The sequence below is a fragment of the Paenibacillus hemerocallicola genome (genome assembly GCF_006265175.1).
In the GTDB taxonomy this organism is placed as follows: domain Bacteria; phylum Bacillota; class Bacilli; order Paenibacillales; family NBRC-103111; genus Paenibacillus_AB; species Paenibacillus_AB hemerocallicola.
Map to the genome: position 1 here is coordinate 13747 of NZ_VDCQ01000084.1, position 23607 is coordinate 37353.

A 23607-nucleotide genomic window follows, 5' to 3' on the forward strand; every position below is an offset into this window, starting at 1 on the left:
ATGCTCAAAAGCGTCAACCAATGGTGCTTCCCGGCAGGCACGCCTTTGCAGGAGCTGTTCGAGGTGAGCCGCAAAGCGGGCTATGACGCCGTGGAATTGAATCTGTACGCGCCGGGCAACGTCGGTCTTACGACGGACACGACGCCGGGGGAAGCCGATGCGATCGCCAAGCTGGCGGCAGAATACGGATTGCAGCTGAAAAGCGTATCCACCGGCTTGCAGGGGAAGACGCCGATGTCTTCGCCGGATGCCGACGTTCGGGCGCAAGGAAGAGCCGTTGTCGTCAAGCAGCTGGAAATCGCAGAACGCATCGGAGCCGACTCGGTTTTGGTCGTGCCGGGTTTTGTCAATGCGGCTACCTCTTACGACGATTGCTACGAGCGCAGCCGGAACGAGCTGGAGAAGCTTATTCCGGAAGCGGAGAAGCGCGGCGTCAAAATCGCCGTAGAGAACGTGTGGAACAAGTTTCTGTTATCTCCGCTCGAAATGAAACGGTATGTCGATGATTTGAACTCGCCGAATCTGGGCGTCTATTTCGACGTAGGCAACATTATTTTGTACGGATTCCCGCAGCATTGGATCCGGATACTGGGCAGCCGCATTTTCAAAGTTCACGTCAAAGATTTCAAAGCGGCTGTCGGCAACGGCGGAGGCTTCGTCCCTCTGCTCGCCGGAGACGTGAACTGGCCGGAAGTGATTGCCGCTCTGCGGGAAGTCGGCTATGACGACACGCTGACGGCGGAAATCGGCATCTACTCGACGAATCCCCACCAAGCGGTATACGATACGGCGAATCAGTTGGAAGCGATTATCAATAGCGTTCCGCGAGACCGCTAATACACGAAAGACCGTCCCTTCCGCGAACGGAACAGGGGACGGTCTTTTTTCTGCGACATCAAGATCCGCATACATCCCGGAGGTCCCTTAATGAAGCTGGCGCAACGTGCTGCCGTTAATAGAGGAACTATATTCCGCTATGGTCTCGAATTCCGGTATACGGTTGAAAATAACGGAACCGACTTCCGTTATTTCGATCTGTCGGGGTGAAAATGAACTGGAACTGCGGAATAGCGGAACGGTTTTCCGTTACTTTGCCATCAATTCAAGTGCTCGGCTCCATAGCATACTTCAGTTCCGCTATTTGTTACAGGAACAACCCCGCTACGCCGCCTGCCACGGATCGCGACCTCGTTGATAAGCAGCCCCCCGCAATATCATGCCGACATAATTCCTCTCTTAAATGAATAAGACTTTCCCCTAGTACGGAGAAAGTCTGACGCTCTTTGCGATTTATATGCACGTTGTCGCTTAGCCCGTTATATACCAAACCAATGCAAAGCAGGAAGCGATTCCGGCCATAACATAGAAAAGCGTCAGCCGGATCGTATTGGCTCCCGTCTTTTTGTCATAATCCGGATTACCTTCTCTATTCGGCTTGGAATTCCCGATCATGACCGTTGCGACGGCGGCAAAACCGATCAATACGAGCAGCGCGATTACAACCATAGCGTTCATCGTTTCCGTCCCTCCGTTTCCGTTTCGGTCGATCATCCTAATTGTATCGCGGAAGGCAGCAAAGTAAAGCGCCGGAGATGAACTCTTTGTGAACCGGTCGTTTCTACTCCACGAAACTTCTTTAATAGGAAGTATATAGAAATATTAAGGTTTTATTAAGGTTCATTCTTTACAATCGGTAAAGGAGAGAAACTACGTCCATCAGGCATTGGCGACTATATGCAATCCATTCCCATTCCATTTCCTGTCGAACACTCGGCGCATACAACATTGGAGACTCTTACCGGCTACGTGTGGAAGCCCGGTCTGCGGATCAACAATTACACTATATATGGGGTACTAGAGAGAAAGGAGTGTATGGACCATCATGAATAGGCTTTATTTTTTCCGGAAACGAATTTCTTACCGGCTAACGAACAACCGCACCAAAAAAATTGCCGTCATAACCGCGCTATTGGCTATTTTCCCTTTATTGCTAGCATTCGGCGTCGAAACGATCGAGCGCGGCACGTTCGGCGATGCCGCCGATTGGATCGCGGCCAACCCGTCGCTGTTTGCGATGAACGCATTGATTTATTGCTTTGCCCTGTTGCTTCTATACGGCTTGATCGGCTCTTTGTTCCCGGCCGTAGGCTGCACAGCTCTGCTGCTGTTTCTTGCCGCCTTAATCAGTCATTACAAAACGAAAATGATCGGAGAGCCGTTCTTTCCGTGGGATATATTGTTGAAGAAGGAAGGCGCCAACATCATCCCGCTCGTGACGAACCAGACGGTACTTGTGCGCGTAAGCGTCGTAGCGGCGGTCGTCCTTTCGCTGTTCCTGCTGCGCCTGTTCCTTCCCCGCTTCCGTATGCCGGTCGTCAGCCGCATAGTAATGGTATTGTTGGCGGCGGCGGCTTTGCAAAACTTGGCGGAAAGAACTCCCGCGGCCCAACGGCTGTACGATCGCGCCGGGGTGAACGAGGTCGTATGGAATCAGAAGGATAACTACGGGTATAACGGATTCGGACTCGCTTTCACGCTGAACATCCAGAACTCGATCATATCGAAGCCGCCCGGCTATGGCGAGGCGTCCATCGCGACGGTCGCACAGCAAATATCCGATCGCAGGAACGCCTCTACCGTCACCCCGAAGGAAGATCAGCCGAACGTGATCTTTATTATGAACGAAGCTTTCTGGGACCCGACGCTGCTTCCCGACGTAACGTTTAGCGAAGACCCGATTCCTACCGTCCGCAGGCTCCAGGAGGAGTCGACCTCGGGATACTTGCTGTCGCCTCAATTCGGGGGCGGAACCAGCAACGTGGAGTTCGAGGTGCTGACGGGCAACTCGATGAGCTTTCTGCCCAGCGGCTCCATCCCGTACCAGCAATATATCCGGCAGCCGGTGCCGAGCCTCGCCAGCTACTTTCAAAATATCGGCTATAAAAGCATGGGCATCCATTCGTACGACGGCTGGTTCTGGAACCGGGACAGCGTCTATAAGTGGCTCGGCTTCGAAAGCTTCAAAAGCAAAGAGAAATTCGACGATCCCGAGTACAAAGGAACCTTCATCTCGGATAACGAAGTATCCCGCAGCATTATTAGCGCCGTCGAGGAATCGTCCCGGCCAATGTTTATTTACGCAGTCACGATGCAAAACCACGGATCGTACGATGATGGCCGTTATGAGGAAAATCCGATTCAAGTACAGGGCAATTTGACGGACGAAGCCAGAAACTTGCTGGAAACATACACGCATGGCGTTCGTGACGCGGATCAAAGTCTGCAAATGCTGATCGATCATTTCGAGCAGTCCGGCGAGCCGACGGTGATCGTTTTTTACGGCGATCATTTGCCGATGCTCGGTCTGGACTATGAAGTGTATAAGCAAGGCGGCTTTATCGGAACCCAGGCCTGGTCCCTCGAGGAGCAGAAGAAGATGCACAGCGTACCGTTCGTCATGTGGTCCAACTTCGAGCTTCCGCAGGATGAAGTGCCTACGATGAGCAACTCGTTCCTTGGCGCATACGTGTTGGATAAGCTCGAGATGGAGCTGCCCGCCAACTTCGAATTCAATCTGGACTTGTTCAAGCAATACCCCGGGCTGCTGACCGGCCTGATCGTCGATGCGGATCAAAACTTATACAATACCGTGCCGGATTCGGCCAAGTCGGTCATCGACCCATACAGAGAGCTGCAGTACGACATTTTGTTCGGAGTCCGCTATTTGGCTCAATACCTCGATGCCGATTATTTGTCGGGGTCCGCGCTGGCGGATTACAATATGGAATTCGACGCCCCTACAGCCGTAGCGGCGCCTGCCGAAGAAGAAGAGGAGTCCATCTGATCGAAATGCCCCGATTACAATGCCGGCCCTTCTCGGGTCGGCATTGTTCATTATAGCAGGAATACCCCGTTGTGTTTCGGGTCCGGAACATACTATAATAAGACGATATTACATGAAAAAGGTGCAAAATGAGCATACTAACCGTAAAAAACTTAAGCCACGGCTTTGGCGACCGCGCCATATTCAACGACGTCTCGTTTCGGCTGCTTAAAGGCGAGCATATCGGCCTGATCGGCGCGAACGGCGAAGGCAAATCGACCTTCATGAACATTATTACCGGCAAGCTCCAACCGGATCAAGGCAAGGTCGAATGGGCCAAAAGGGTCCGCGTCGGTTATTTGGACCAGCATTCGGCGCTGCAAAAAGGGATGACGATCCGCGACGTATTGAAAACCGCATTCGCCTATTTGTTCGAATTGGAAGCGGAAATGAACGGCATGTACGAGAAGATGGGCGAAGCTACGCCCGAGCAGCTGGAGAAAATGCTCGAGGATGTCGGCACGATTCAAGATACGCTGACCAATCACGATTTCTATATGATCGATGCCAAGGTCGAGGAAATCGCCCGCGGACTGGGGCTGGAAGATATAGGTCTCGACCGGGACGTTCACGATCTGAGCGGAGGTCAGCGGACAAAGGTGCTGCTGGCGAAGCTGCTGCTGGAGAAACCGGACATCCTGCTGCTGGACGAGCCTACCAACTATTTGGACGAGCAGCATATCGAATGGCTGAAGCGGTATTTGAACGAATACGAGAACGCCTTTATACTCATTTCCCACGATATTCCGTTCCTGAACAGCGTCATCAACCTGATCTACCATATGGAGAATCAGGAGCTGAACCGGTATGTCGGCGATTACAGCGTCTTCGAGCAGCAGCACGAGGCCAAGAAGATGCAGCTGGAGTCCGCCTTTAAAAAGCAGCAGCAGGAAATCGCCGACCTGAAAGACTTCGTCGCCCGCAACAAAGCCCGGGTATCCACCCGCAACATGGCGATGTCGCGCCAGAAGAAGCTGGACAAGATGGACGTCATCGAGCTGGCCAAAGAAAAGCCGAAGCCGGAATTCCGCTTCAAAGATGCGAGAGCGTCCGGAAAGCTTGTCGTCGAAACGAAGCAATTGGTCATCGGCTACGACGAACCGCTGTCTCGCCCGCTCGATCTGAGGGTGGAGCGCGGGCAGAAGATCGCGCTCGTCGGAGCGAACGGCATCGGCAAAACGACGTTGCTGCGCAGCATTCTTGGCGAGATCAAGCAGTTGGACGGTACCGTAGAGCGTGGCGAGCATTTGTACATCGGCTACTTCGAGCAGGAAATGAAAGGCTCGAGCGGCAATACGTGCATCGACGAAGTGTGGAACGAGTTCCCCTCGATGTCGCAATTCGAGGTCCGTGGCGCTCTAGCCAAATGCGGACTGACGACCAAACATATCGAGAGCCGCATCGAAGTATTGAGCGGCGGCGAGAAGGCCAAGGTGAGATTGTGCAAGCTGATCAACAAAGAAACGAACCTGCTCGTATTGGACGAGCCGACGAACCACCTGGATGTAGAAGCCAAGGATGAATTGAAGCGCGCCCTGCAGGCGTTCAAAGGAACGATATTGCTTATTTCCCACGAACCTGAATTTTACCGGGAAGTGGCTACCGAAGTATGGAATTGCGAATCTTGGACGACCAAGCTGCTGTAAAGCCATATGTAAATCGAAAGCCCCGCATCTCGACGGATACGGGGCTTTTTCTATAGGTTCGTTCCTGCTACGCTTTCACCATACCGCCGTCCATGTTGATCTGGAACAGCATGCTGAACAAGATCATCATGATGCTGACCGTCAAGGTCATCCCCCATTTTTTGCGGAGCTGCTCCCTGCCCCTGTACAGCCTCGTTTTTACCGTCGTGACGGGAAGCCCGAGCGTCTCGCTGATTTCTTCGAGAGTAAGCTCGTTCAAATAATACAACATCACGATCGTCTTGTATTTGTCCGACAGCTTGTCGATCACTTTGCGCAGCTGATCCTGAAACTCGTTCAGCAGCACCCGGTTCTCGGGGCCGATTTCGTCGCTGGTCAGCTTGTCGTAAAAGGTCCGTTCTTTCTCGTCGCCCAGACCGGAATCGAGCGACCGGACGTCCTTCTTTTTGCGCAGCAGGTCGATGCACAGATTTTTGCCGATCCGGTATATCCAGGTCGAGAACTTCTGCGTGTCGTCATACTGGTTCAAATTCAAATAAACCCGCATGAACGTCTCCTGTACGATATCCTCGGAATCGTGCTGATTGTTCAGCATCCGGTACGCGAGACGGTGAAGCTTATCCCGATACAAATGAATCAGTTCCATAAAAGCAGCGGAATCGCCGGTGCGAGACAGCTGAACGAGCGTACCCTCCGTAGCATTCATGACGCTTCCTCCCCAAATCGAAAGCTTCCCTATGCATCCAGTATAACACAATCTGCGGGAATTTCTTAATTTCGAAAGTTTTTCTCCGTTCGGATCGGATTTTCATGAAACTATGGAATGAAACACTGCTATCAAGCGAATTTCGTCCCATTGCGTTGATATTCAACTCAAAATTCGGTTCAAAAAAAATTACAAATCCATCGTTAGCTGCTCGCAGGCCGGAGCGCTTCTTCCGTCCGCGCGACTGACTCGACCGTCAGATTCGATCTGCAGCAGCCGCAGCTGCTTTAACCGAACGGACAAGGCGGAGATCGATACCTTCAAGCAATCGGCCAGTCCGTATATGTGAGGGAGCTGAATCGCTCCCAGCATATTCAATTGCTTGACCGCCCGCACCATCATCGGACGGGGCATGAGCAAGCATCCGGCGAACAGGTCCGCCTGAATTTCTTCCGCCGGCTTATGAGACGTGCTCCGGCAATAGTATGTATCCGCGTCGCTGCTATTCTCGGGGGCCGAATCGCTCCGCATGTAACCTGGGCCATATTCGCTGCCGCTTCTTAAATAAGACTGGCCGGGGGCGTGCAGCACCCAATGACCGAGCTCGTGCGCCAAAGTAAAGTGATAGGTGCCGATTTTCTTGTCAAACAAATCGCGGTGCGTCTCGTTTAATATAATCTGCTTTCTGTCGGGAATAATCGCGGCCATGACCATACCCTCGGCATCCAACCGATCTATCGCTTCCCAGCAAATTTGCAAATCATAGTGAAACTCCACGATTTCCTCTATAGGGACGGAACGCACCTGCTTATCGTCGGGGTCGAACCCGTAATCGGACAAAATTTGCCCGGTAATCGACTCCATTCGTCCGATCGGGATGTAGCTGAAGCTGGAACGGCTCATTCCGTCTCATCCTCTTCTTTCCCGTGCAAAATCTTCTTGATCTCCACCCATTGCGCCGGAGAAAGCTCCGATGCTTTCCTCAGAAAAATCGGCACATCGCTGTTTTCCGTAATCAGCTTCTGGAACGTAGTCGGTACTTTCTTCGCCGCCAATACGAGCTCTTCCGGCTCCACATGAAGCACTTCGGCCATCCGGATAATTTTATCCTCTGCGGGCGGGTCCATCGTACCGCTCTCGATTTTGCTAATGTAAGTAAAATCGATGCCGACAAGCGCGGCCAACTGCCTTTGGGTCACTTTGTTCTGTTTGCGCAAGTTGCGAAGCAGCTCGCCAAAACCGCTCATGGCCTTATCTCCCTTCCTTTACGATCAGTATGCCCGGCGTTGAACTTATTGTCAACATCGGGCATGCCGTTTTTTATGCCGAGACATACCGGCCTAGTCGGCTCCGCACCCTGCTATCGCCCATGACCTGCATCATTTCATACAAATCGGGAGTTTGCAGCCTGCCCGTCAGTACGGCCCTGACTACCGCCGCCACATCGCCCACATGCCCGGCGTAAGCGGACGGATTTTTCTTGTATTGTTTCATCTCCCGGGCAAAGCCGTGCGTTTCGGCAATGTTCTTGACTTTACCGAACCATGTGTCCTTGTCGTCCCCGAGATCGAGTACCCGGATAAAGTCGCGAACGATTTCTTTCGCTTTCGAATCGGTCACTGCCGCAGGAAGAGGAAGGATTGGAGCTTCCATCTCGAACCACTCGTCATAATAAAAGGCGACCGCCTGCTTCACGTCCGACCATTTGGCTAAATCTTTCCGCGGCTTCTCCGGCGTTCTTCCTACGCCAAGTATGTTTACGGAGTAGGATTTGTCGCCATCCAGCCAACGGAATAATTCCGCATCGCAGGCTCTGGCCCACTCCGCTGCCGACGCATAGACTTCTTCGGCGCTAAATCGAGAGATTACGTCTTTGCTGACGTCGTTAAGCTTGTTCAAGTCGAACAACGCTCCGCTGACGTTCATTTTGTCCGTGCCGATACGAAACTCCGTATACGGCTCCGACGGATTGCCCAACCGCCACTCCTCGTAATCGGAGTTGATCAAGGTCATGAAATATTCTGTGACGGCCAAGCTCGGGTATCCTTGATTCCGGTAATAGTTTGCCGTTGCGTCCCGGTCCTTCCGCTTGCTGAACTTGCGCTTCGAAGCTCCGTCCATCTTCATGAGCGGGGCCAGATGACCGTATTCGGGTGCCCGAAATCCGAGTATGCGAAACAATTGCAAATGGATCGGTACGGACGAAATCCATTCGTCTCCTCGAAACACATGCGTCGTCCCCATCAAATGATCATCGACCGCATGGGCGAAATGATAGGTCGGGACGCCATCCGATTTCAGCAAGACGATATCCTGGTCGTTCTCCGGCAGCTCGGTCTCTCCTTTGATCATATCGACGTATCGGATCCGGTTGTCGGCCGAACCCGGAGATTTTAGTCTGACGACGAACGGCTTTGCGTCGGTCAGCTGTTCCCGGACTTCATCGATCGTCATGTTTCTGTGAACGGCCCATTTGCCGTAGTAGCCGGTATTTTCTTTTGCCGCTTGCTGTCGATCCCTGATCTCGTTCAGCTGGTCTTCCGTGCAGAAGCAAGGATACGCCAAATCCTGCTCCAGCAAACGTTTGATCCACGCTTGATAAATCCCGACTCTGGAGCTCTGCCGGTATGGTCCGTATCTCCCGGTCTCCTCCCCTTCGGAGGTCGGCCCTTCATCGATGCGGATTCCGAACCGTTCCAACGATTCGATCATATCCTCGACGCTTCCCTGCACCTCGCGTTTTTTGTCCGTATCCTCGATGCGCACATAGAACAGTCCGCCGCTCTGACGCGCCATTCTTTCGGAAATCATCGAGGCGTACAGACCGCCAATGGTCAGAAAGCCGGTCGGGCTTGGGGCGAATCTCGTCACTTTCGCTCCCGGCTTCAAGGCTCTCGGCGGATATTGTTCGGCAATCGTTTCCGGGAGCAGCGCGACGTCGGGAAAAAGCAAATCGGCTAGCTCGGCCCACGTTGTCATGCTTCTTCATCCTTTCCATACCGGATATGGGTATGCAAAAAAGCCTTTCATCCCGTCAAGGACGAAAGGCTGTGCTTCCGCGGTACCACCTGAATTGGTCATAACGACCCTCTTATGCAGCGATTCATGCAGCATGCTCATGCTCATGCTCAAGCCCATGATCGCACCCTTCTGTAACGGGAAGTCCCGCCGAACGTACTCCCAACTTTTCCGTCCGATACTCGTAGGCTTCTTTCATCAATGCCGACTATCCGCTCCCACCCCCGCGGACTCTCTGCGAGTCGGTTCGTTGACTACTGTTCCTCTTCATTGCATTTCGCTATCTGTAAATTAGATAACAAATTATCATGTTTTGTCGTAAGAGTCAAGAACAGAGTATCACCGACCAAATCGCGACGTTACTGTTCGACGAATCCGAGATGCTGACCGAGTTCGGAGCTTGGCGGAACAAATAGTTCCTCTATTTTTCAATACCAAGCCGAAATGAAGCGAAACGGAAGGATTAGTTCCTTTATCCGCTAGAAAAGGGTATTTTTCCGGGGCAATTCTTGAAATAGCGGAACTTAAAGTTCCGTACACCCCCATATTCGACCTCTCGGCAAACGATAGCGGAAATAATCGTTCCGTGACCGAAATATAGCGGAAGCTAGTCTTCCGTTAATCCATCGACAGTCCAGGCTCGGCAACATACATGCTTTCCTCCCTTTTTCGGCTCAATCTCTCTGCTGTTCGTAGACGATATTGCGAATGCGCTCCTCGCTTAAATGGTACAGCTCCGCCAGCTCGGCGAGCGGGATCCCGCCTGTGTGCAGCTCGAATATTTTCTCGTTCCGCGGCTTCATCTCCCTCGTCTGCCCGTGGAAGCCCCCCCCTACCCTCTCTTCCCGAAGCTCCCTTATGTTTATCCCGTCTTCCATCGTATTCCCTCCTTGTATCGTCGGTAGCTTCAGTATGCATGAAAAGCAACATTTGGAAAATACCGAGAATTTGTTGCATCGTTTTAATGGAAATCCGTTCTTGCATCATAAATTTCGCAACTAATGTACTCGTAATCCAATTGACAGCGATTGCAAAGTGGATGTAGAATAAAATTGGAATTACATTTACATCAGATTGGAAACTAAACGATTGGAGGCGCTTCGATAAAGCTTTGCTTAACAGGCATTCATGTACTTTGCTCGGGGGGTCAGCATTCAAAAGTTCCCTGCACATCATTCTCAACTACACGGGAGGTTTCTACTATGCGCAAGAAAGGATTGACCCTGCTGCCGTTGATGCTCACGACGGCCTTGATTTTCACGGCTTGCGGGAAAAGCGGTACGACATCGGATACGGCGGCAAACTCCCCGGAGACGGCTGCCAAAAAGGAGCCGGTCACGCTGAAGTTTTTTCTCGCTTCCAAATCCTCGATGACGACGGACGAGTTAAAAGCAATGTACGAAGCACCGATTCAAAGGAAGTATCCCCACATCTCGCTGGAATTCATCAACAATGACAAAGGGATCGATGCTTTTATGGCGACGGGTACGAAGGTCGACTTCATATTCGGGTCCTTCCAGGTTCTCAGCAACCTCAAGTCGTACGACCTGTTCGGCGACATGTCGGACCTCGTGAAGAAGCACAAATACGATACGGGCCGGTTCGAGCCGACCTATCTGGAAGCGATAACAGGCATGAGCGACGGCAAGCTGTCTGGCTTTCCGTTCTACGATCTCCGGCTTGCCTTGTATTACAACAAAGACTTGTTCGACCGGTTCGGCGTACCGTATCCGAAGGACGGCATGACTTGGGAGCAGCTTCTCGATACGGCAAAACGATTGACACGCGAGGACGGGGGCGTGTTATACCGGGGGTTCGCCGGCGGTCCGTCCAATTTCGTGGCCGTAAATCAGTTCTCGCTTGGCCTTGTCGATCCGAAAACAAATCAGGCCGCGCTGCAGAAAGATCAATGGAAATCGTTCCTGGACGCGCTCGTCCCGCTATACCAAATGCCCGGCTATAGTCCGACCAAAAAGCTGCTCGCGGTAAACGATCAGTCGAACTTGTTCTTTAACGAGAAAACGGCCGCCATGCTCGTCGCATTCAGCAACGGCGCTCCGCTCGCGAACAAGAGCAATCTGAATTGGGACCTGGTCAGCCTTCCGGAGATGAAAGGTCTTCCGGGAGTCGGCTCACAGCCGTATCCGGTCTATTTGACTTTATCGTCCAACAGCGAGCACCGCGACGACACATTTCTGGCGATCACTCAGCTTGTGTCCGACGAAGTGCAGATGGAGCGCAGTGCCGATATGGCCCACCTCACTCCGTTAAAGAACGCAGAAGTAAAAGCCGCATACGGCAAAAACGTGAGCGACTGGAAAGGAAAAAACATCGCCGGAGTCGTAAACCAGAAGACGGCGTCCCCTATGCCGTACAGCCCTTATAACATTACCGGCCAGACCGAAATGACGAATGCGATGCTCGCGGTCATCGTCGGCGAGAAGGATGCGAATACGGCTCTCCGGGAAGCCGAAGAGCAGACGAACAAGAAGATTCAAGCCGCAGCCGGGAAGTAATCGTATTATTACCAATCCAATTCGAGAGAATGGCGGTGTTTTGAAATGTCCAAGGAATCGATGAGCAGAAGGCAATTGTTGACGGTGTTGGGCGCGGCGGGCATAGGAGCGGTCGGGGCCACGGTCGCTGCGACGGCCACGGCCGGGATTGTGTCGGGAGCGCCTTTTCCGGGCAACTCGGTGAACCGGAGCGTCTACGGAGGGAATGGCGGGGAGCCGTGCGAGACGCAGATTTGTTCGTTAAGCAGCGTGCTGGACCTGGTCGGCCTGGAAGGCGACCAGAACGGCTCGATCGTCAATTTGCTCGGCTATCGCCCCGGAACCGGCCTGGGGGGCGGTTTGTTTTATTGGGACTCCGGCCGGCCGAGGTCTTCCCATAACGGAGGAACGATTATCAGCCCTACGGTTCCTCTGCTGCCGGACTTCTCGAATTTGAGCGGTTACTTGAACGGCACCGGCGATACGGCTCCGAGCGTGAGCGGATGCTGGATTCGTCCGGCGCAATCGGAAATCCCGCTGGAGCAGTTCGGCATCGATCCTACTGGGCAAACCGACTCCTACGACGTCATCATGAAAGCGGCTGCCTATGCCGCCACTCTCAACGGCAATCCGCCCGGGCAATCGTACCAGACGAATGTCGGAGCGACGCTCGTATTCCCGCGGGGAAGCATCCGGATCGATCGCGAGATCGTATTCACCGGATGGGGCATCCATCTTCGCGGCCATCGGCAAATGACGAGAATTTGCAACGGCGGCACCTTTACCGGCGAAGCTTACTTCCGCTTCTACAATCCCGCGACTTTTCTGAGCGACGTTTCGTGCCAGGATATGGCGTTCGACGGATGCGGGCTGGCCGTGAAGGGAGTCGTCTTCCAACGGTGCCGCAATCCCGCTATTGCCAGCGGCTTAAGCGGCCAATATATGGGCGCCGCCCTCGTCAAAACGCTGCAATGCGACATGTGGCTGATCGACGACGTCTTCTTCATCCCGCTCGTACCGGGATCTTCGGCCAACGGGATCGAGATCATCGACGGCAACGAAGGCGTCCTATCCCGCGCGAAGCTGTTCGGCTGGAACGACAAGAACGGTACGGAGAAGACGAACGGCTCGGCCGTATATATTGAAGACAACGAGGAAGTGAAGCTGTTCGCCGTGGAGATCGCCTTCTTCGGAAGATACGGCCTCGAGGCCAAGGGTACGTTCGCGTTGAAATCGTACGATTTGCAGGCGGAGAGCTGCGGCTTGGGAGGCGTTCTGCTAACTTCAAGCGCTGCCCGACGGGCGATTTATTGCGCCTTGTCCGGCACGAATCTTGACGGAGTGGGCAATCAGAAGAAGATGTATATCGACGACGCTCTGGGCTGCAGAGTTATCGATCATACGGCGGGATCGATCGAGCTGACCGCGCTATCGGAGAAATGCGTAGTAGACATTTCTGCCGGCGGAAGAGGTGCGGCGGTTACGAATTCCGGTTCGAACAACGTGGTCCTGTCCGACTTTTTCGGCCAGTTGAAAGTAACGGGAGGCGTCCGAATCGCCGGCACGACGGGCAAAGTGACAGCGGAAGGCACCTTATCGCTGGAAGCGGCGACATCGATTGTTCCGAAGAAATACATGACGTTTCAGTCGGGGTGGTCCACGCTGGATGCCGGCGGTCTCCGCCTCGGCGCATACAGGCTTTGGGTCGACAGCTCGGGTCGGCTGCGCATGAAGAACGGCGATCCGGCAAGCGACACGGACGGCGACATCGTAGGCGCGCAGAGCTAGCGAGTCTGTGCCCGGTTCCTGACTCGACAGTTGTGCGGGGCTCCTGCACGGTCTTGTTCCCTTGCGCGCTCGTTCCAGCTGTCAGCTTGCCATGCTCGGTCGTTGCGCTGCACAGCCGCTGTACCCGAACGGTCAAGGCGTGGTGCACCTCGGTGTGTCTGTACGGCCGGTCATAGCTCGTATGCTGCACCGTCGCAATCGCTCCGCTCAATTTGCGTATCTTATTCAGAATCAAGTTGTACGGTGTCCGTTAAGCCGAACACCCGCCTCTCTATACCTCGGCAGTAACAATTGGGTTCACCATTGCCGCACCAGCCCTATCGACATAGTTCACTGCAAAAAAACCGTTCCCCTTGACGGAATCCGCGCGCTACAGCTGCCGGATTCCGCTCGGGATGAACGGTTTTTCTTTCTTATTTACGATCGGATGAGGTCCGGACATGGGCGCCCAGGTTCTCGCGGATTTCCCGCAGCAGCGTCTCCCCGTCGATCACGCGGGACCAGTATTGCTTCAGCATTTTCCAGAGGACGACGAAGCCGGTGCTGGTCAGATTCAAATCCTGATGGCCCCGCATCGTCGGCAAAATGTCGCGGAACAGATCGAAGCGGGACGGCCGGTTCAGCCCGTCCTTGACCGGCATTTCCGCGGCGGACTTCAGGGCGGGAATGCTGAGCGTCTCGCTGCGGATCAGCTGCTGCCCTTCCTCGGACGATAAAAAATCGACAAGAACGCGAGCCGCTTCTTTTTTCTCCGAGCTTTTCCGGATGCAGGCCCCGATCGAGATTGTCAATGTCCTCGGTTCGTATAAATACGGCAGCGTGGAGATGTCATAGGCGACGTCGGAGTGCTTCAGCTCGTTCAAGCTCGTATAGCTAGTCAAAATCATCGATACTTTGCCGGCCATAAACAAATGCATCACATCATCGTTGCTCTCCGACAAAATTTTCGGGAACACATCCGGGTCGTGTATGATCCGCTCGTACAGCCGAATGCTGTCGTAAAGCGGAGTTCCGGCAATATCGCATTGACCGTCCGCATTCCGCTCGAACCTCATTCCGCTTTGCAGCAGAAAGACCGGCCAACGGTTGTAAGACATTTCGTAGAAAACGAAGCCGTAATGGCCGCGCCGCTCGGTCAGTCTGCGGGCATTATCCGAGCAATCCTCCCAGCTCCAGCTGCTGTCGGGCTCGGACAGGCCGGCCTCGCGGAAATGATCGGTATTGTAGCAGAGCACGACGGGCGAAAACTGGATCGGCTGCGCATACAGAAGGCCGTCCACCGTAAAGGACTCCTCCAGAAACCGGTACGTCCCAGGCGCGACGGCAAGCGGCTCGAGCGTATGCAGCAGACCGTCCTCCTCCATGTGCTGAAAGTATTGGCGGTTGATCAGAAAAACGTCCAACAAACCGTTGTCCACATATTCCTTGACGAAGGTGCGCGAGTTCCCCGGTATCGTGATCGTCTGGACCTGTATGGACGGATATTTGCGTTGAAAACGGTCCAACAGCTTGGACAGCGCGATATCCCGCTCCAGACTGCTGTTGATTCCCAGCGTAACCGTCGTCGCCTGCTTGGACGCTTCGGTCACCTGATTGCCGACCCGGGGTATTTTCCGGATCAGTCCCTCCTCCACCAAAATATCCAAGCCTTGGCGGACCGACTTGTTGCTCATCCCGAACTGTCCGGCCAAATCCGACTCGGACGCCAGATAGTCTCCCGGCGCCAATTTGCCGCTTACAATATCGTGCCTCAATTGCTGAATCATCCGCTCCAAACGGACGCGAAATAATCGCTGGCTCGTCTTTCCGCTCATCCTGCTACATCCTTCGTCGATTCAAGTTATTTATAAGTATACCCCGACCTTCGCGGCAAAAACAACTTGATCGACCCGCCTTTCCCGCACGGCGCAAGGCTTGGCGCTTCAGATCCGACGAACCGTCCCGCTTCGGTCCGTTCGATTGCGCAACGGACTCCTAATGGGGCACTCCGGATTCGGGCACGGCCTTTTCATTGACGATATCGGTTAATTGTCCAAGCAAGGAAGGCTCGTCTATCATATCGGACCCGTACAGCTTGATCAGCTCCCGGAGCCTGTAGAACGCCCCGGGCGGCAGCCCCAAATCCCGGTATCGGCGATACCCCGGAACGATATTGCGGTACAGATGGAACCGTGCCGGCCGGTTGAGGACATCTTCATCGGACAATGGCGAATCGGCGATCTTCTTCATGGCCGGTATGCTGAGCGTCCGTTCCCGGATCAGACGTTGGGCATGCTCGGACGATAAAAAATCGACAAGCAGCTTGGCCGCCGCTTTGTTGCGGGAATGCTTGTTCACCGCAATGCCGATCGTCGTCAGCAGCGTTCTCGGCTCTCCCCGATACGGCAATGCGGAGATGTCGTACTCCGGCCCGCCAGCGGCGAAATCGTTCAGCAAATTGTACGTGCTCATAATCATCGAAGCATGGCCCCTGCGGAACAACGCGACGAAATCCCGGCTCGATTCGGCCAAATATTCGGGGAAATAGTCCCGATTGCGGACGATCGATTTATACAGTCGGATGCCGTCCAGCAGCTTTGTGCCGTTCAGGCGGTAGCGGCCGCCCGGCTCGGCTTCGAATCGCTCGTTGCTTTGCAGCAAAAAAACCGGCCACCTGTTGTTGGATAACGGGTAAAAGCACAATCCGTACCGTTTGCCGGGGACGGACAGCTTGACGGCATGCCCGATCGCATCGTCCCAAGTCCAGCTGCCATCGGGTTCCGGTATGCCCGATTCGCGAAAATGGGCTTTGTTGTACGCAAGAATGACAGGCGAAAAGACGAGCGGCTGTACGTATAACGTACCGCCGAAGGAAAACGATTCGTGGAGGAACGGATACGTCTCTTCCAGTCGATTCTGAGGCTCAAGCGGGAATTCGCCGCCCGGCCCGCTCATTTGCCAGAACAGCTCGTCGTTGATCATGAGAGCATCCACCACGCCGGCAGCGAGGTGAGCCTCGATCGCTCCCGTGAAATAATCCGAATGGAATTTGACCGTTTCGATTCGGATGTCGGGATTCCGGCTCTCGAATTCCCCGAGCAACGCGGACAGCTTCATGTCCCGCTCGAGCGAATGCATCGACCCGAGCCGCAAAGTAACGGCGCTCCGCTTCGCCGATTCGGCGGTCACCCTGCTGCCGACTCTCGGGATTTTCTCGATCAGTCCTTCCGCAATAAGCTGCTCCAAGCCTTTGCGGACGGTCTTGTTGCTTAACCGGAACTGACTGACCAATGTAAGCTCGGACGGCAGAAATTCGCCCGGTGCGTATTTGCCGCGAATCGTAATGTCGTCCCTCAGCTGCTTCACCATATCGTCCAGCCGGAACGGCTTGTCGTTCGATCGTGTCGTGTTCATATGCGCATCCAGCCTCTATTCCTGATTTTGTTGCCCATAAATAGATCATACCGAAAATTCGCCAAAAAGTACAGCAAATTGCTGTATTTTATCACCCCAATATACATCAAAAACTAATTATTGACAGAATCGACATCAGATTTTATGATTTTTACATCTGCTGTGAATCAGATACGAGCATTTCACCTATCGCGATCCAAGAATTCGGCATGCGGTCAGCCGCTCGGGCAATATCGTTTTTACATCAGCATACAGCAGAGATACCATTCAAGGGAGAGGTCGACGACAATGACGTTAAGAATCGCCATATTACCGCCTGACGCTTCAAGACAAAGAGTGCTTACGCCCAAGCATTTGGAGGAATTATCGCAATGGGGAGAAGTCGTATGCAATGAATACGGCGCCAATGATCCTGCATCCATCCGCAAAACGATCGAAGGCGCCCATATCGCCATATCGTCCTGGGGAACTCCGAGTCTGACAGGCGACATATTGGAAGCCGCACCGCAATTGAAGGCGGTCATACATGCCGCGGGTACCGTCAAGCCGATCGTAACCCCGGAGCTGTGGAACAGAGGCATTCGCGTATCCAGCGCGAACGGACCGCTCGGCCAAGGCGTAGCCGAGACTGCACTGGGACTGACCATCGCCAGTCTGAAAAATATGTGGAAAGTATCCCGCGAGACGAGGCAAGGCGGCTGGGCCGACGAGAAGAAACGGGTGCGCGAGCTGTTCGACGTGACGATCGGCGTGATCGGGGCCGGCAAAGCGGGCAAGCACTACATCAAGCTGCTGCAAAACTTCGACGTTACCGTTCTGGTGGCGGATCCGTTCGTTACACCCGAGCAAGCCGAAGCGATCGGCGCGTCCAAGGCGGAGCTGGAAGACCTGCTTAGCCGTTCCGATGTCGTCTCCATCCATGCGCCGTCGCTGCCCTCTACTTACAAAATGATCAACGGCGAACGCCTTGCCTTGATGAAAGACAATGCGATCCTGATCAATACGGCCCGCGGCTCGATTATCGACGAGCCGGCGCTCGTCGCCGAATTGGAAAAGGAGCGCATTTTCGCCTGCATCGACGTGACCGATCCCGAGCCTCCGACGGCCGATCATCCGTTTCGCAGCCTGAACAATTGCATCCTTACTTCCCACATAGCCGGCTCGGTGACGAACGGCATGTATCGGATCGGCAAGTATGCGGTGAAAGAGATCGAACGTTTGTTGAACGACAAACGGATGGACGGAGAAGTCGAAGAGAAAGATATGGCCTTCCTGGCGTAAGATCCGAATAGGACAACATGACGGGCGGGAGGGGCTTCAAATCGGGATATACCTCCGATCGTACAACCGATCCGTATGGAAAGATGCGGATCGGCATGGCGGCATCCGAGTGGCTCCCAGTATTTCCGTGAGCCCCCCTCCCCACTCGTCAGCTTGAGCTTTCGATTCCGACGACATAGCGTTGCTCCGGGTAAGCATGCAATGCGACTTCTCGATGCTATAAGGGAGCAAGATCGGAGCGAACCGACACGTTGACGCTACATGAGGCCGAAAGCGATATGCTCCAGCTCCAGCCCTCTGGAGCCTTTTATCAATACGGCGTCGGTCGGGGCGATGACGGCGCGAAGCTCGCCGATGATTTGATCTTTATGCTCGAAAGCTTTTACGTTTCCGGTCGGGAATCGTCCGGCGGCTTCCAGCGCGATTTCTCTCGCAAGCTCGCCGATCGTGAATACGTATTGGATCGTTCCCGGGTCCACGAGGCGTCCGATTTCCTTATGGTACGCCCGTTCCTCCGGTCCCAGCTCGCGCATGTCTCCGAGCACGAGAAATTTGTTGGAGTATCCTTCCAGCTCCGCAAAAGTTTCGATCGCCGCTTGAACCGATACGGGACTCGCATTCCATGCGTCGTTGATTACGGTATAACCTGCGGAAGACCGGCTTATCTCCATTCTCATCCCGGTTACGGTCAGCTTGCTCAACCCTGCCCGGCATTGCTCCGACGTAATTCCGGCAATGGCCGCCACGGCGATAGAAGCCAGAGCGTTCGTGACATTGTGTTTGCCCAGCAGCGGAATGCGGTATTCGTTCCCGCCGACTTGAAAAGAAACTCCCGATGCATCGGACCGGATCGATTTCGCGCAATAGCCGAAGGAATCCGGCGTCCCGAAACGGACCGTACGAACGGATCGGCAGGCCGCAGCCTTCTCCGCGTCCGCCAGCAGCGGCTCCCCGCCATTGTATACCAGCGCTCCGCCTTCCTTCATTCCGAGCACTATTTCCATCTTGGCCGCCGCAATCTGTTCCCTCGAGCCGAGCGACGACAAATGCGAGACGCCGATCATCGTAATGACGGCGATATCCGGCTTCGCCAGCTTGGACAAGCGCTCGATCTGACCGCGTTCGCTCATCCCCATCTCGATGACCGCATATTCGGTATCCGGCGTTATATCGAGCAGCGTTAACGGAAGTCCGATCTGGCTGTTCAAATTCCCTTTCGTTTTGTGAACCTTGTACGACACGGACAAAATCGAGTCGATCATGTCTTTGGTCGTCGTTTTGCCGTTGCTGCCTGTAATTCCGACCACCTTGACCGGCAATCGGCTCCGATAATCGCCGGCCAACGTTTGCAAAGCGGCGAGGCAATCTTCGACCGCGATAACCGGAACGTCCGTCGGAGGATCGGGATGATCGCTTTGCCACAGCATGGCCGCCGCCCCATTGCGGATCGCTTCGCGGGCATAATCGTGGCCGTCTTTGATCCTCGTCAGCGGAATGAACAGGTTGCCTTCCCGTATCGTTCGCGAATCGATCGATACTCCGCGGATCGTTATCTCGCCGTTCACGCCGGCCGCTGCCTTTCCATGCACAATCCGTTCCAGTTCCTTGAGCCGCAAGCAAATAATAGAAACCGCCCCCTCGTTTCCGAATCGTCTACCTCAAATTATTCACCATATAGGAAAAAAACGCCACCCGTTTTCGAGCGGCGCCGCTTCATTTAGTGAATTACCGGCCTTCTAGAACGGATATCGAATAATAATCTGAAGCCACACGGTAGCGTCGGAATCATTGACATAGAGGTGTCCCTGATCCGCATTGAAGCGGATGGCGTCGCCCTGCTCGGCGACGTATACCTCGTCCCCGATATGCAGCTCCAAGCATCCATGCGTGACCACGACGAACTCCTCCACGCCTTCTTGATGCGCCTCCGATTGATGATTGCAACCCGGTTCGACTTTCACCGTGTACACTTCGAAATGCGTTTTGGAATCGAACGGAAAGAGCGGAAACGCCTGATACCGTCCGTCATTCTCCATGATCGGCTCCATATCGGCAAAGCGGACGATCGTCACCTCCTGCGCCTCTTCGGCGATCAAGGCCGTCACGGAAATACGCAGGCCGTTGGCGATTTTCCATAACAGCGAGATGGTCGGGTTCGAGTCTCCGCGTTCGACCTGCGCGAGCATGGCCTTGCTTACCCCCGTCAGCTCCGCCAGCTTATCCAAGCTGAGGTCCCGGGACTTGCGTATCGTTTTCAAATTTTTGCCAACCTTTATCGGAATATGATCCATCGGATGCGGACTCCTTTTTCTCCAAAATCGTATACTATATTGTACAAAAAAAATAATATATTGAAAAGGCCATTGATCCTGCATCTTCCAAGTTGTATAATATGACATACAATAGTGCGTTATGTTAAACAAATGGGGGATGCAGCCATGACCGCCACAATGATGGCATTGGTGAAGGAGAGCCGCGCTTCGGGACTTAGTCTCAGACACGTACCGATTCCGCAGGCTGGGCCGAACGACGTATTGATCAAGGTGCGCTCCAGCTCGATTTGCGGGACGGATCTGCACATTTACAAATGGGACGCCTGGGCGGAGAGCAGCGTAGTGACGCCTAACGTGATCGGCCACGAATTCGCGGGCATCGTGGAAGCGGTCGGCTCCGAAGTGACCGGCGTGCGGCCGGGCGACTGCGTGTCCGCGGAAGGACATATCGTCTGCGGCGTCTGTCGGGCGTGCCGGAGCGGCAACGCGCACGTATGCCCGCATACGCGCAGCTTCGGCATAACGGTCCCGGGCTGCTTCGCGGAATACGCGGTCGTACCGGCGACGAACATCGTCCGCAACGATCCCCGTCTGCCGTCGGAGCTCGCCTGCCTGCAGGATCCGCTCGGCAACGCGGTCCAATCGGTCATGGCCGGCGACATTACCGGCAAAAGCGTCGCCGTCGTCGGGGCCGGACCGATCGGTCTTATGGCCGTAGCCGTGGCGAAGGCTTGCGGGGCATCTACCGTCATAGCGGCCGACATCAACGATTTTCGACTCCGGATGGCCAAAACGATGGGCGCCGACGCGCTTGTCAACAGCGCCACCGAGAAATTGTCCGAGCGGCTGAAGGAGCTGACCGGCGGAGAAGGCGCGGAAGTGCTGCTGGAAATGTCCGGACACCCCGACGCGATTCGCGAAGGCTTGGAAGGAACGGCCAATGCCGGACGGGTTGCCCTGCTCGGTATCCCGACGAGCGGCGTAGAGTTGGATTTGTCCCGCAGCATCATATTCAAAGGACTGCGAATCGACGGAATTACCGGCCGGCGCATGTACACGACCTGGTTCCAGGTGAAGGGGCTGCTGGAGGGCGGAAGAATCGATTTGTCCCCGCTCGTTACGCATCGGTTCAGGCTGGAGCAATACGAAGAAGCGTTCGAGCTTGTCCGCAGCGGCAATTGCGGGAAAGTCGTTTTCACGCATTAATGGAAGGGGAAAACCGTATGCCGACCAATAAAACATTCGACTACTTGAACGAGGAGCTGCAGCGGCTGCAGCGGGAGGGCATGTATCGCATCCCGGCCGTATGGTCCGGGGCCTCAGGCCCATGGATGGAAACCGGAGGACGCAGACTGCTGCAGCTTTCCTCCAACAATTACTTGGGCTTTACCGGACATCCGGATATTCAGGCCGCCGCCATCGAGGCGATCCGGCAATACGGGTCCGGCAGCGGTTCGGTTAGAACGATTACCGGCACGTTGGGCATCCACGACGAGCTCGAGCGGGAATTAGCCGATTTTAAAGGAACGGAAGCGGCACTTGTGTTTCAGTCCGGCTTCACGACGAACCAGGGCGCTCTGGCTTCTCTGCTCGGACCGGATGAGCTGGTCATCAGCGATGAGCTGAACCATGCCAGCATCATCGACGGCATCCGGCTAACGAAGGCGGAGCGCGGCATTTTCGCCCATAAGGATATGGACCAGCTGGAGCGGAGATTGAAGGAAAACGACGGCCGCAAACGCGCTTTCATCGTGACCGACGGCGTATTCAGCATGGACGGCGACATCGCGCCGCTTCCTGCCATCGTGGAGCTCGCGGAAAAGTACGGAGCCTACGTCTACGTGGACGACGCGCACGCAAGCGGCGTATTGGGCCGGAACGGCAAAGGGTCGACCGACCATTTCAACCTGCACGGACGCGTCCATGTACAGGTCGGCACGTTGTCCAAAGCGGTCGGCGTCGTCGGGGGCTATGCGGCGGGAGCCGATGTGCTGAAACGGTATTTGATCCACAAGGCGCGTCCGTTTCTATTCAGCACCTCTCACCCTCCGGCCGTCGCCGCCGCCTGCTTGGCCGCTATTCGTCTGTTGCGGCATAGCCAGCCTCTGATCGACCGGCTGTGGAACAACGCGTCCTTCTTCCGTTCGCGGCTGCAGGAGGAGGGCTTCGATACGGGCGGAAGCGAGACTCCGATCGTCCCGGTGCTGATCGGAAAGCCGGACCGGACGGCCGAGTTTTCCCGCCTGCTGATGCAGGAAGGCGTGTACGCGCAAGGCATCGTATACCCTACGGTAGCGATGGACAAAGGCCGGGTGCGCTGTATCGTGACCGCCGCCCATACGAAGGACGACCTCGCCTTCGCCGTCGATAAACTCGTTGCCGTCGGCAAACGGACAGGCGTGTTGCAGTAAGGCTGTCGGGCGGGTGGGCATGAGAGGCTGGCCCGCCGGTAATATGCATCAGAGGGGATACCGGATGGCAGTGCATCCGGTTGATCAATCCGGTCGGGTTTTCGACATACGTATGGAGCGATCCCCCGGCGGCGACCATAAATGGAAAAGTTGAGGCTGTTGAAAAAGTCTTTGAGAGGAAGCGTCGGAGACTAGAGGTGGGGGAATGCGCTCCACATCCGTTAACATCGTGTTAGTTTGTAAGATTTTAGCGGTTACAACACGATTTTAAAGTCAGCCACTTCGCTTTCCGCACATTTCCCCCATCTCTTTTTGTAGTGCAAATCTCTCTTTTGACTTTTTCAACAACCGGAAAAGTTGCAGTTATTTTCGGCAATCCAGCGCATTCCTCATCCGATAACTGGAAATATTACAGCTATTTCTCCCGCATGGGTGCTGTTCGCCATCACGGTGAGGAAATAGATGGAGGTTTTCCAGTTAAACCTTCATTTCGGCCTTCGATGCCGATAATACCTGTACATTTTCCATCTATGGCTCAGACAGAGCCCGGTGTCGGTTCGAACTATATGCTGATACACGAACCATTAGCGCATTCGGCACCGCAACCTGCCCAGAGGCGGCAAGCCAGCTCATTGCTCTCCATAGGACAAGAAAAGCCCGACCGGCTGGCGCCGAGGCCACTGAAAAAGACACGTTTTTTTCGTGAAGCATCG

Annotated in this window: 19 protein-coding genes and 1 other annotated feature; of the genes, 9 read left to right on the top strand and 10 right to left on the bottom strand. The window is 54.6% G+C overall.

Annotation, left to right across the window (positions count from 1 at the left end; translation table 11 throughout):
* A complete protein-coding gene (locus tag FE784_RS36020; protein WP_139607081.1) occupies positions 1 to 837 on the top strand; it encodes a sugar phosphate isomerase/epimerase family protein in 837 nt (278 codons plus the stop codon).
* A 471-nt stretch (positions 838 to 1308) separates the two neighbouring features.
* On the opposite strand, the gene FE784_RS36025 is transcribed toward FE784_RS36020, so the two are convergent.
* Positions 1309 to 1515, bottom strand: coding sequence for a hypothetical protein (locus FE784_RS36025; protein ID WP_139607082.1), 207 nt, complete (start codon positions 1513 to 1515; stop codon positions 1309 to 1311).
* A gap of 367 nt (positions 1516 to 1882) precedes the next feature.
* On the opposite strand from FE784_RS36025, the gene FE784_RS36030 reads away from it, so the two are divergent.
* Both FE784_RS36030 and FE784_RS36035 read left to right on the top strand, forming a co-directional pair.
* Entirely contained in the window at positions 1883 to 3844 is a 1962-nt protein-coding gene (locus FE784_RS36030) for an LTA synthase family protein (protein WP_139607083.1), read from the top strand.
* A gap of 128 nt (positions 3845 to 3972) precedes the next feature.
* Positions 3973 to 5529 (top strand): ABC-F family ATP-binding cassette domain-containing protein, encoded by a 1557-nt coding sequence (locus FE784_RS36035; RefSeq protein WP_139607084.1) that lies wholly within the window; start codon positions 3973 to 3975, stop codon positions 5527 to 5529.
* 67 nt (positions 5530 to 5596) lie between these two features.
* Here FE784_RS36035 and sigW read toward each other — a convergent pair whose 3' ends face one another.
* The 5 genes from sigW to FE784_RS36060 all read right to left on the bottom strand — a co-directional run bounded on the left by sigW (position 5597) and on the right by FE784_RS36060 (position 10131).
* Positions 5597 to 6235, bottom strand: a complete 639-nt coding sequence (sigW, locus tag FE784_RS36040; protein ID WP_139607085.1) for an RNA polymerase sigma factor SigW — start codon at positions 6233 to 6235, stop codon at positions 5597 to 5599.
* A 189-nt stretch (positions 6236 to 6424) separates the two neighbouring features.
* Positions 6425 to 7138, bottom strand: coding sequence for an ImmA/IrrE family metallo-endopeptidase (locus FE784_RS36045; protein ID WP_139607086.1), 714 nt, complete (start codon positions 7136 to 7138; stop codon positions 6425 to 6427).
* Positions 7135 to 7482 carry a helix-turn-helix domain-containing protein gene (locus tag FE784_RS36050; RefSeq protein WP_139607087.1) on the bottom strand — a complete coding sequence of 116 codons (348 nt, stop codon included), beginning with the start codon at positions 7480 to 7482 and terminating at the stop codon, positions 7135 to 7137. The genes FE784_RS36045 and FE784_RS36050 overlap by 4 nt, the downstream gene beginning before the upstream one ends.
* A 73-nt stretch (positions 7483 to 7555) precedes the next feature.
* Positions 7556 to 9214: a glutamate--tRNA ligase gene (locus tag FE784_RS36055; protein ID WP_139607088.1), complete on the bottom strand. Its 1659-nt coding sequence runs from the start codon at positions 9212 to 9214 to the stop codon at positions 7556 to 7558.
* A gap of 54 nt (positions 9215 to 9268) precedes the next feature.
* Positions 9269 to 9533, bottom strand: a binding site (T-box leader).
* Between the two features lie 394 nt (positions 9534 to 9927).
* Positions 9928 to 10131 carry a hypothetical protein gene (locus tag FE784_RS36060; protein WP_139607089.1) on the bottom strand — a complete coding sequence of 68 codons (204 nt, stop codon included), beginning with the start codon at positions 10129 to 10131 and terminating at the stop codon, positions 9928 to 9930.
* Positions 10132 to 10455: 324 nt separating this feature from the next.
* Between FE784_RS36060 and FE784_RS36065 the strand changes: the two genes are divergently transcribed.
* Positions 10456 to 11769, top strand: coding sequence for an ABC transporter substrate-binding protein (locus tag FE784_RS36065; protein WP_139607090.1), 1314 nt, complete (start codon positions 10456 to 10458; stop codon positions 11767 to 11769).
* A 45-nt stretch (positions 11770 to 11814) separates the two neighbouring features.
* Positions 11815 to 13536, top strand: a complete 1722-nt coding sequence (locus FE784_RS36070) for a hypothetical protein (protein ID WP_139607091.1) — start codon at positions 11815 to 11817, stop codon at positions 13534 to 13536.
* A 413-nt stretch (positions 13537 to 13949) separates the two neighbouring features.
* Here FE784_RS36070 and FE784_RS36075 read toward each other — a convergent pair whose 3' ends face one another.
* Both FE784_RS36075 and FE784_RS36080 read right to left on the bottom strand, forming a co-directional pair.
* On the bottom strand, positions 13950 to 15350 hold the full coding sequence (locus FE784_RS36075; protein ID WP_139607092.1) for an extracellular solute-binding protein: 1401 nt from the start codon (positions 15348 to 15350) through the stop codon (positions 13950 to 13952).
* Between the two features lie 160 nt (positions 15351 to 15510).
* A complete protein-coding gene (locus FE784_RS36080; protein ID WP_139607093.1) occupies positions 15511 to 16929 on the bottom strand; it encodes an extracellular solute-binding protein in 1419 nt (472 codons plus the stop codon).
* Between the two features lie 288 nt (positions 16930 to 17217).
* On the opposite strand from FE784_RS36080, the gene FE784_RS36085 reads away from it, so the two are divergent.
* The gene (locus FE784_RS36085) at positions 17218 to 18210 is read left to right on the top strand and encodes a hydroxyacid dehydrogenase (RefSeq protein ID WP_176706762.1); all 993 of its coding nucleotides are present in this window, start codon (positions 17218 to 17220) and stop codon (positions 18208 to 18210) included.
* Between the two features lie 257 nt (positions 18211 to 18467).
* Here the strand turns inward: FE784_RS36085 and FE784_RS36090 are convergent, their stop codons facing one another.
* Together FE784_RS36090 and FE784_RS36095 are read right to left on the bottom strand one after the other, a co-directional pair.
* Positions 18468 to 19799 carry a UDP-N-acetylmuramoyl-tripeptide--D-alanyl-D-alanine ligase gene (locus FE784_RS36090; protein ID WP_246132343.1) on the bottom strand — a complete coding sequence of 444 codons (1332 nt, stop codon included), beginning with the start codon at positions 19797 to 19799 and terminating at the stop codon, positions 18468 to 18470.
* Between the two features lie 147 nt (positions 19800 to 19946).
* Complete coding sequence (locus tag FE784_RS36095; protein WP_139607096.1) at positions 19947 to 20501, bottom strand: helix-turn-helix domain-containing protein; 555 nt, start codon at positions 20499 to 20501, stop codon at positions 19947 to 19949.
* 147 nt (positions 20502 to 20648) lie between these two features.
* Here FE784_RS36095 and tdh point away from each other — a divergent pair, with 147 nt between their 5' ends.
* The 3 genes from tdh to FE784_RS41690 form a co-directional block, all read left to right on the top strand.
* Entirely contained in the window at positions 20649 to 21689 is a 1041-nt protein-coding gene (tdh, locus tag FE784_RS36100; protein ID WP_139607097.1) for an L-threonine 3-dehydrogenase, read from the top strand.
* A 17-nt stretch (positions 21690 to 21706) separates the two neighbouring features.
* Positions 21707 to 22894, top strand: a complete 1188-nt coding sequence (locus FE784_RS36105) for a glycine C-acetyltransferase (RefSeq protein ID WP_139607098.1) — start codon at positions 21707 to 21709, stop codon at positions 22892 to 22894.
* A 332-nt stretch (positions 22895 to 23226) separates the two neighbouring features.
* Positions 23227 to 23607: hypothetical protein (locus FE784_RS41690; protein ID WP_218103866.1), on the top strand; the 381-nt coding region annotated here is incomplete at its 3' end.

Excerpts from the sequence above, each read along its gene's own strand:
- FE784_RS36050 (WP_139607087.1), bottom strand. The coding sequence starts at position 7,482 with ATGAGCGGTTTTGGCGAGCTGCTTCGCAACTTGCGCAAACAGAACAAA.
- FE784_RS36080 (WP_139607093.1), bottom strand. The coding sequence starts at position 16,929 with ATGAACACGACACGATCGAACGACAAGCCGTTCCGGCTGGACGATATG.
- FE784_RS36035 (WP_139607084.1), top strand. The coding sequence starts at position 3,973 with ATGAGCATACTAACCGTAAAAAACTTAAGCCACGGCTTTGGCGACCGC.
- FE784_RS36065 (WP_139607090.1), top strand. The coding sequence starts at position 10,456 with ATGCGCAAGAAAGGATTGACCCTGCTGCCGTTGATGCTCACGACGGCC.
- FE784_RS36060 (WP_139607089.1), bottom strand. The coding sequence starts at position 10,131 with ATGGAAGACGGGATAAACATAAGGGAGCTTCGGGAAGAGAGGGTAGGG.
- FE784_RS36070 (WP_139607091.1), top strand. The coding sequence starts at position 11,815 with ATGTCCAAGGAATCGATGAGCAGAAGGCAATTGTTGACGGTGTTGGGC.
- tdh (WP_139607097.1), top strand. The coding sequence starts at position 20,649 with ATGACCGCCACAATGATGGCATTGGTGAAGGAGAGCCGCGCTTCGGGA.
- FE784_RS36075 (WP_139607092.1), bottom strand. The coding sequence starts at position 15,350 with ATGAGCGGAAAGACGAGCCAGCGATTATTTCGCGTCCGTTTGGAGCGG.
- FE784_RS36055 (WP_139607088.1), bottom strand. The coding sequence starts at position 9,214 with ATGACAACGTGGGCCGAGCTAGCCGATTTGCTTTTTCCCGACGTCGCG.
- FE784_RS36020 (WP_139607081.1), top strand. The coding sequence starts at position 1 with ATGCTCAAAAGCGTCAACCAATGGTGCTTCCCGGCAGGCACGCCTTTG.
- FE784_RS36105 (WP_139607098.1), top strand. The coding sequence starts at position 21,707 with ATGCCGACCAATAAAACATTCGACTACTTGAACGAGGAGCTGCAGCGG.
- FE784_RS36095 (WP_139607096.1), bottom strand. The coding sequence starts at position 20,501 with ATGGATCATATTCCGATAAAGGTTGGCAAAAATTTGAAAACGATACGC.
- FE784_RS36085 (WP_176706762.1), top strand. The coding sequence starts at position 17,218 with ATGACGTTAAGAATCGCCATATTACCGCCTGACGCTTCAAGACAAAGA.
- sigW (WP_139607085.1), bottom strand. The coding sequence starts at position 6,235 with ATGAATGCTACGGAGGGTACGCTCGTTCAGCTGTCTCGCACCGGCGAT.
- FE784_RS36025 (WP_139607082.1), bottom strand. The coding sequence starts at position 1,515 with ATGAACGCTATGGTTGTAATCGCGCTGCTCGTATTGATCGGTTTTGCC.
- FE784_RS36045 (WP_139607086.1), bottom strand. The coding sequence starts at position 7,138 with ATGAGCCGTTCCAGCTTCAGCTACATCCCGATCGGACGAATGGAGTCG.
- FE784_RS36030 (WP_139607083.1), top strand. The coding sequence starts at position 1,883 with ATGAATAGGCTTTATTTTTTCCGGAAACGAATTTCTTACCGGCTAACG.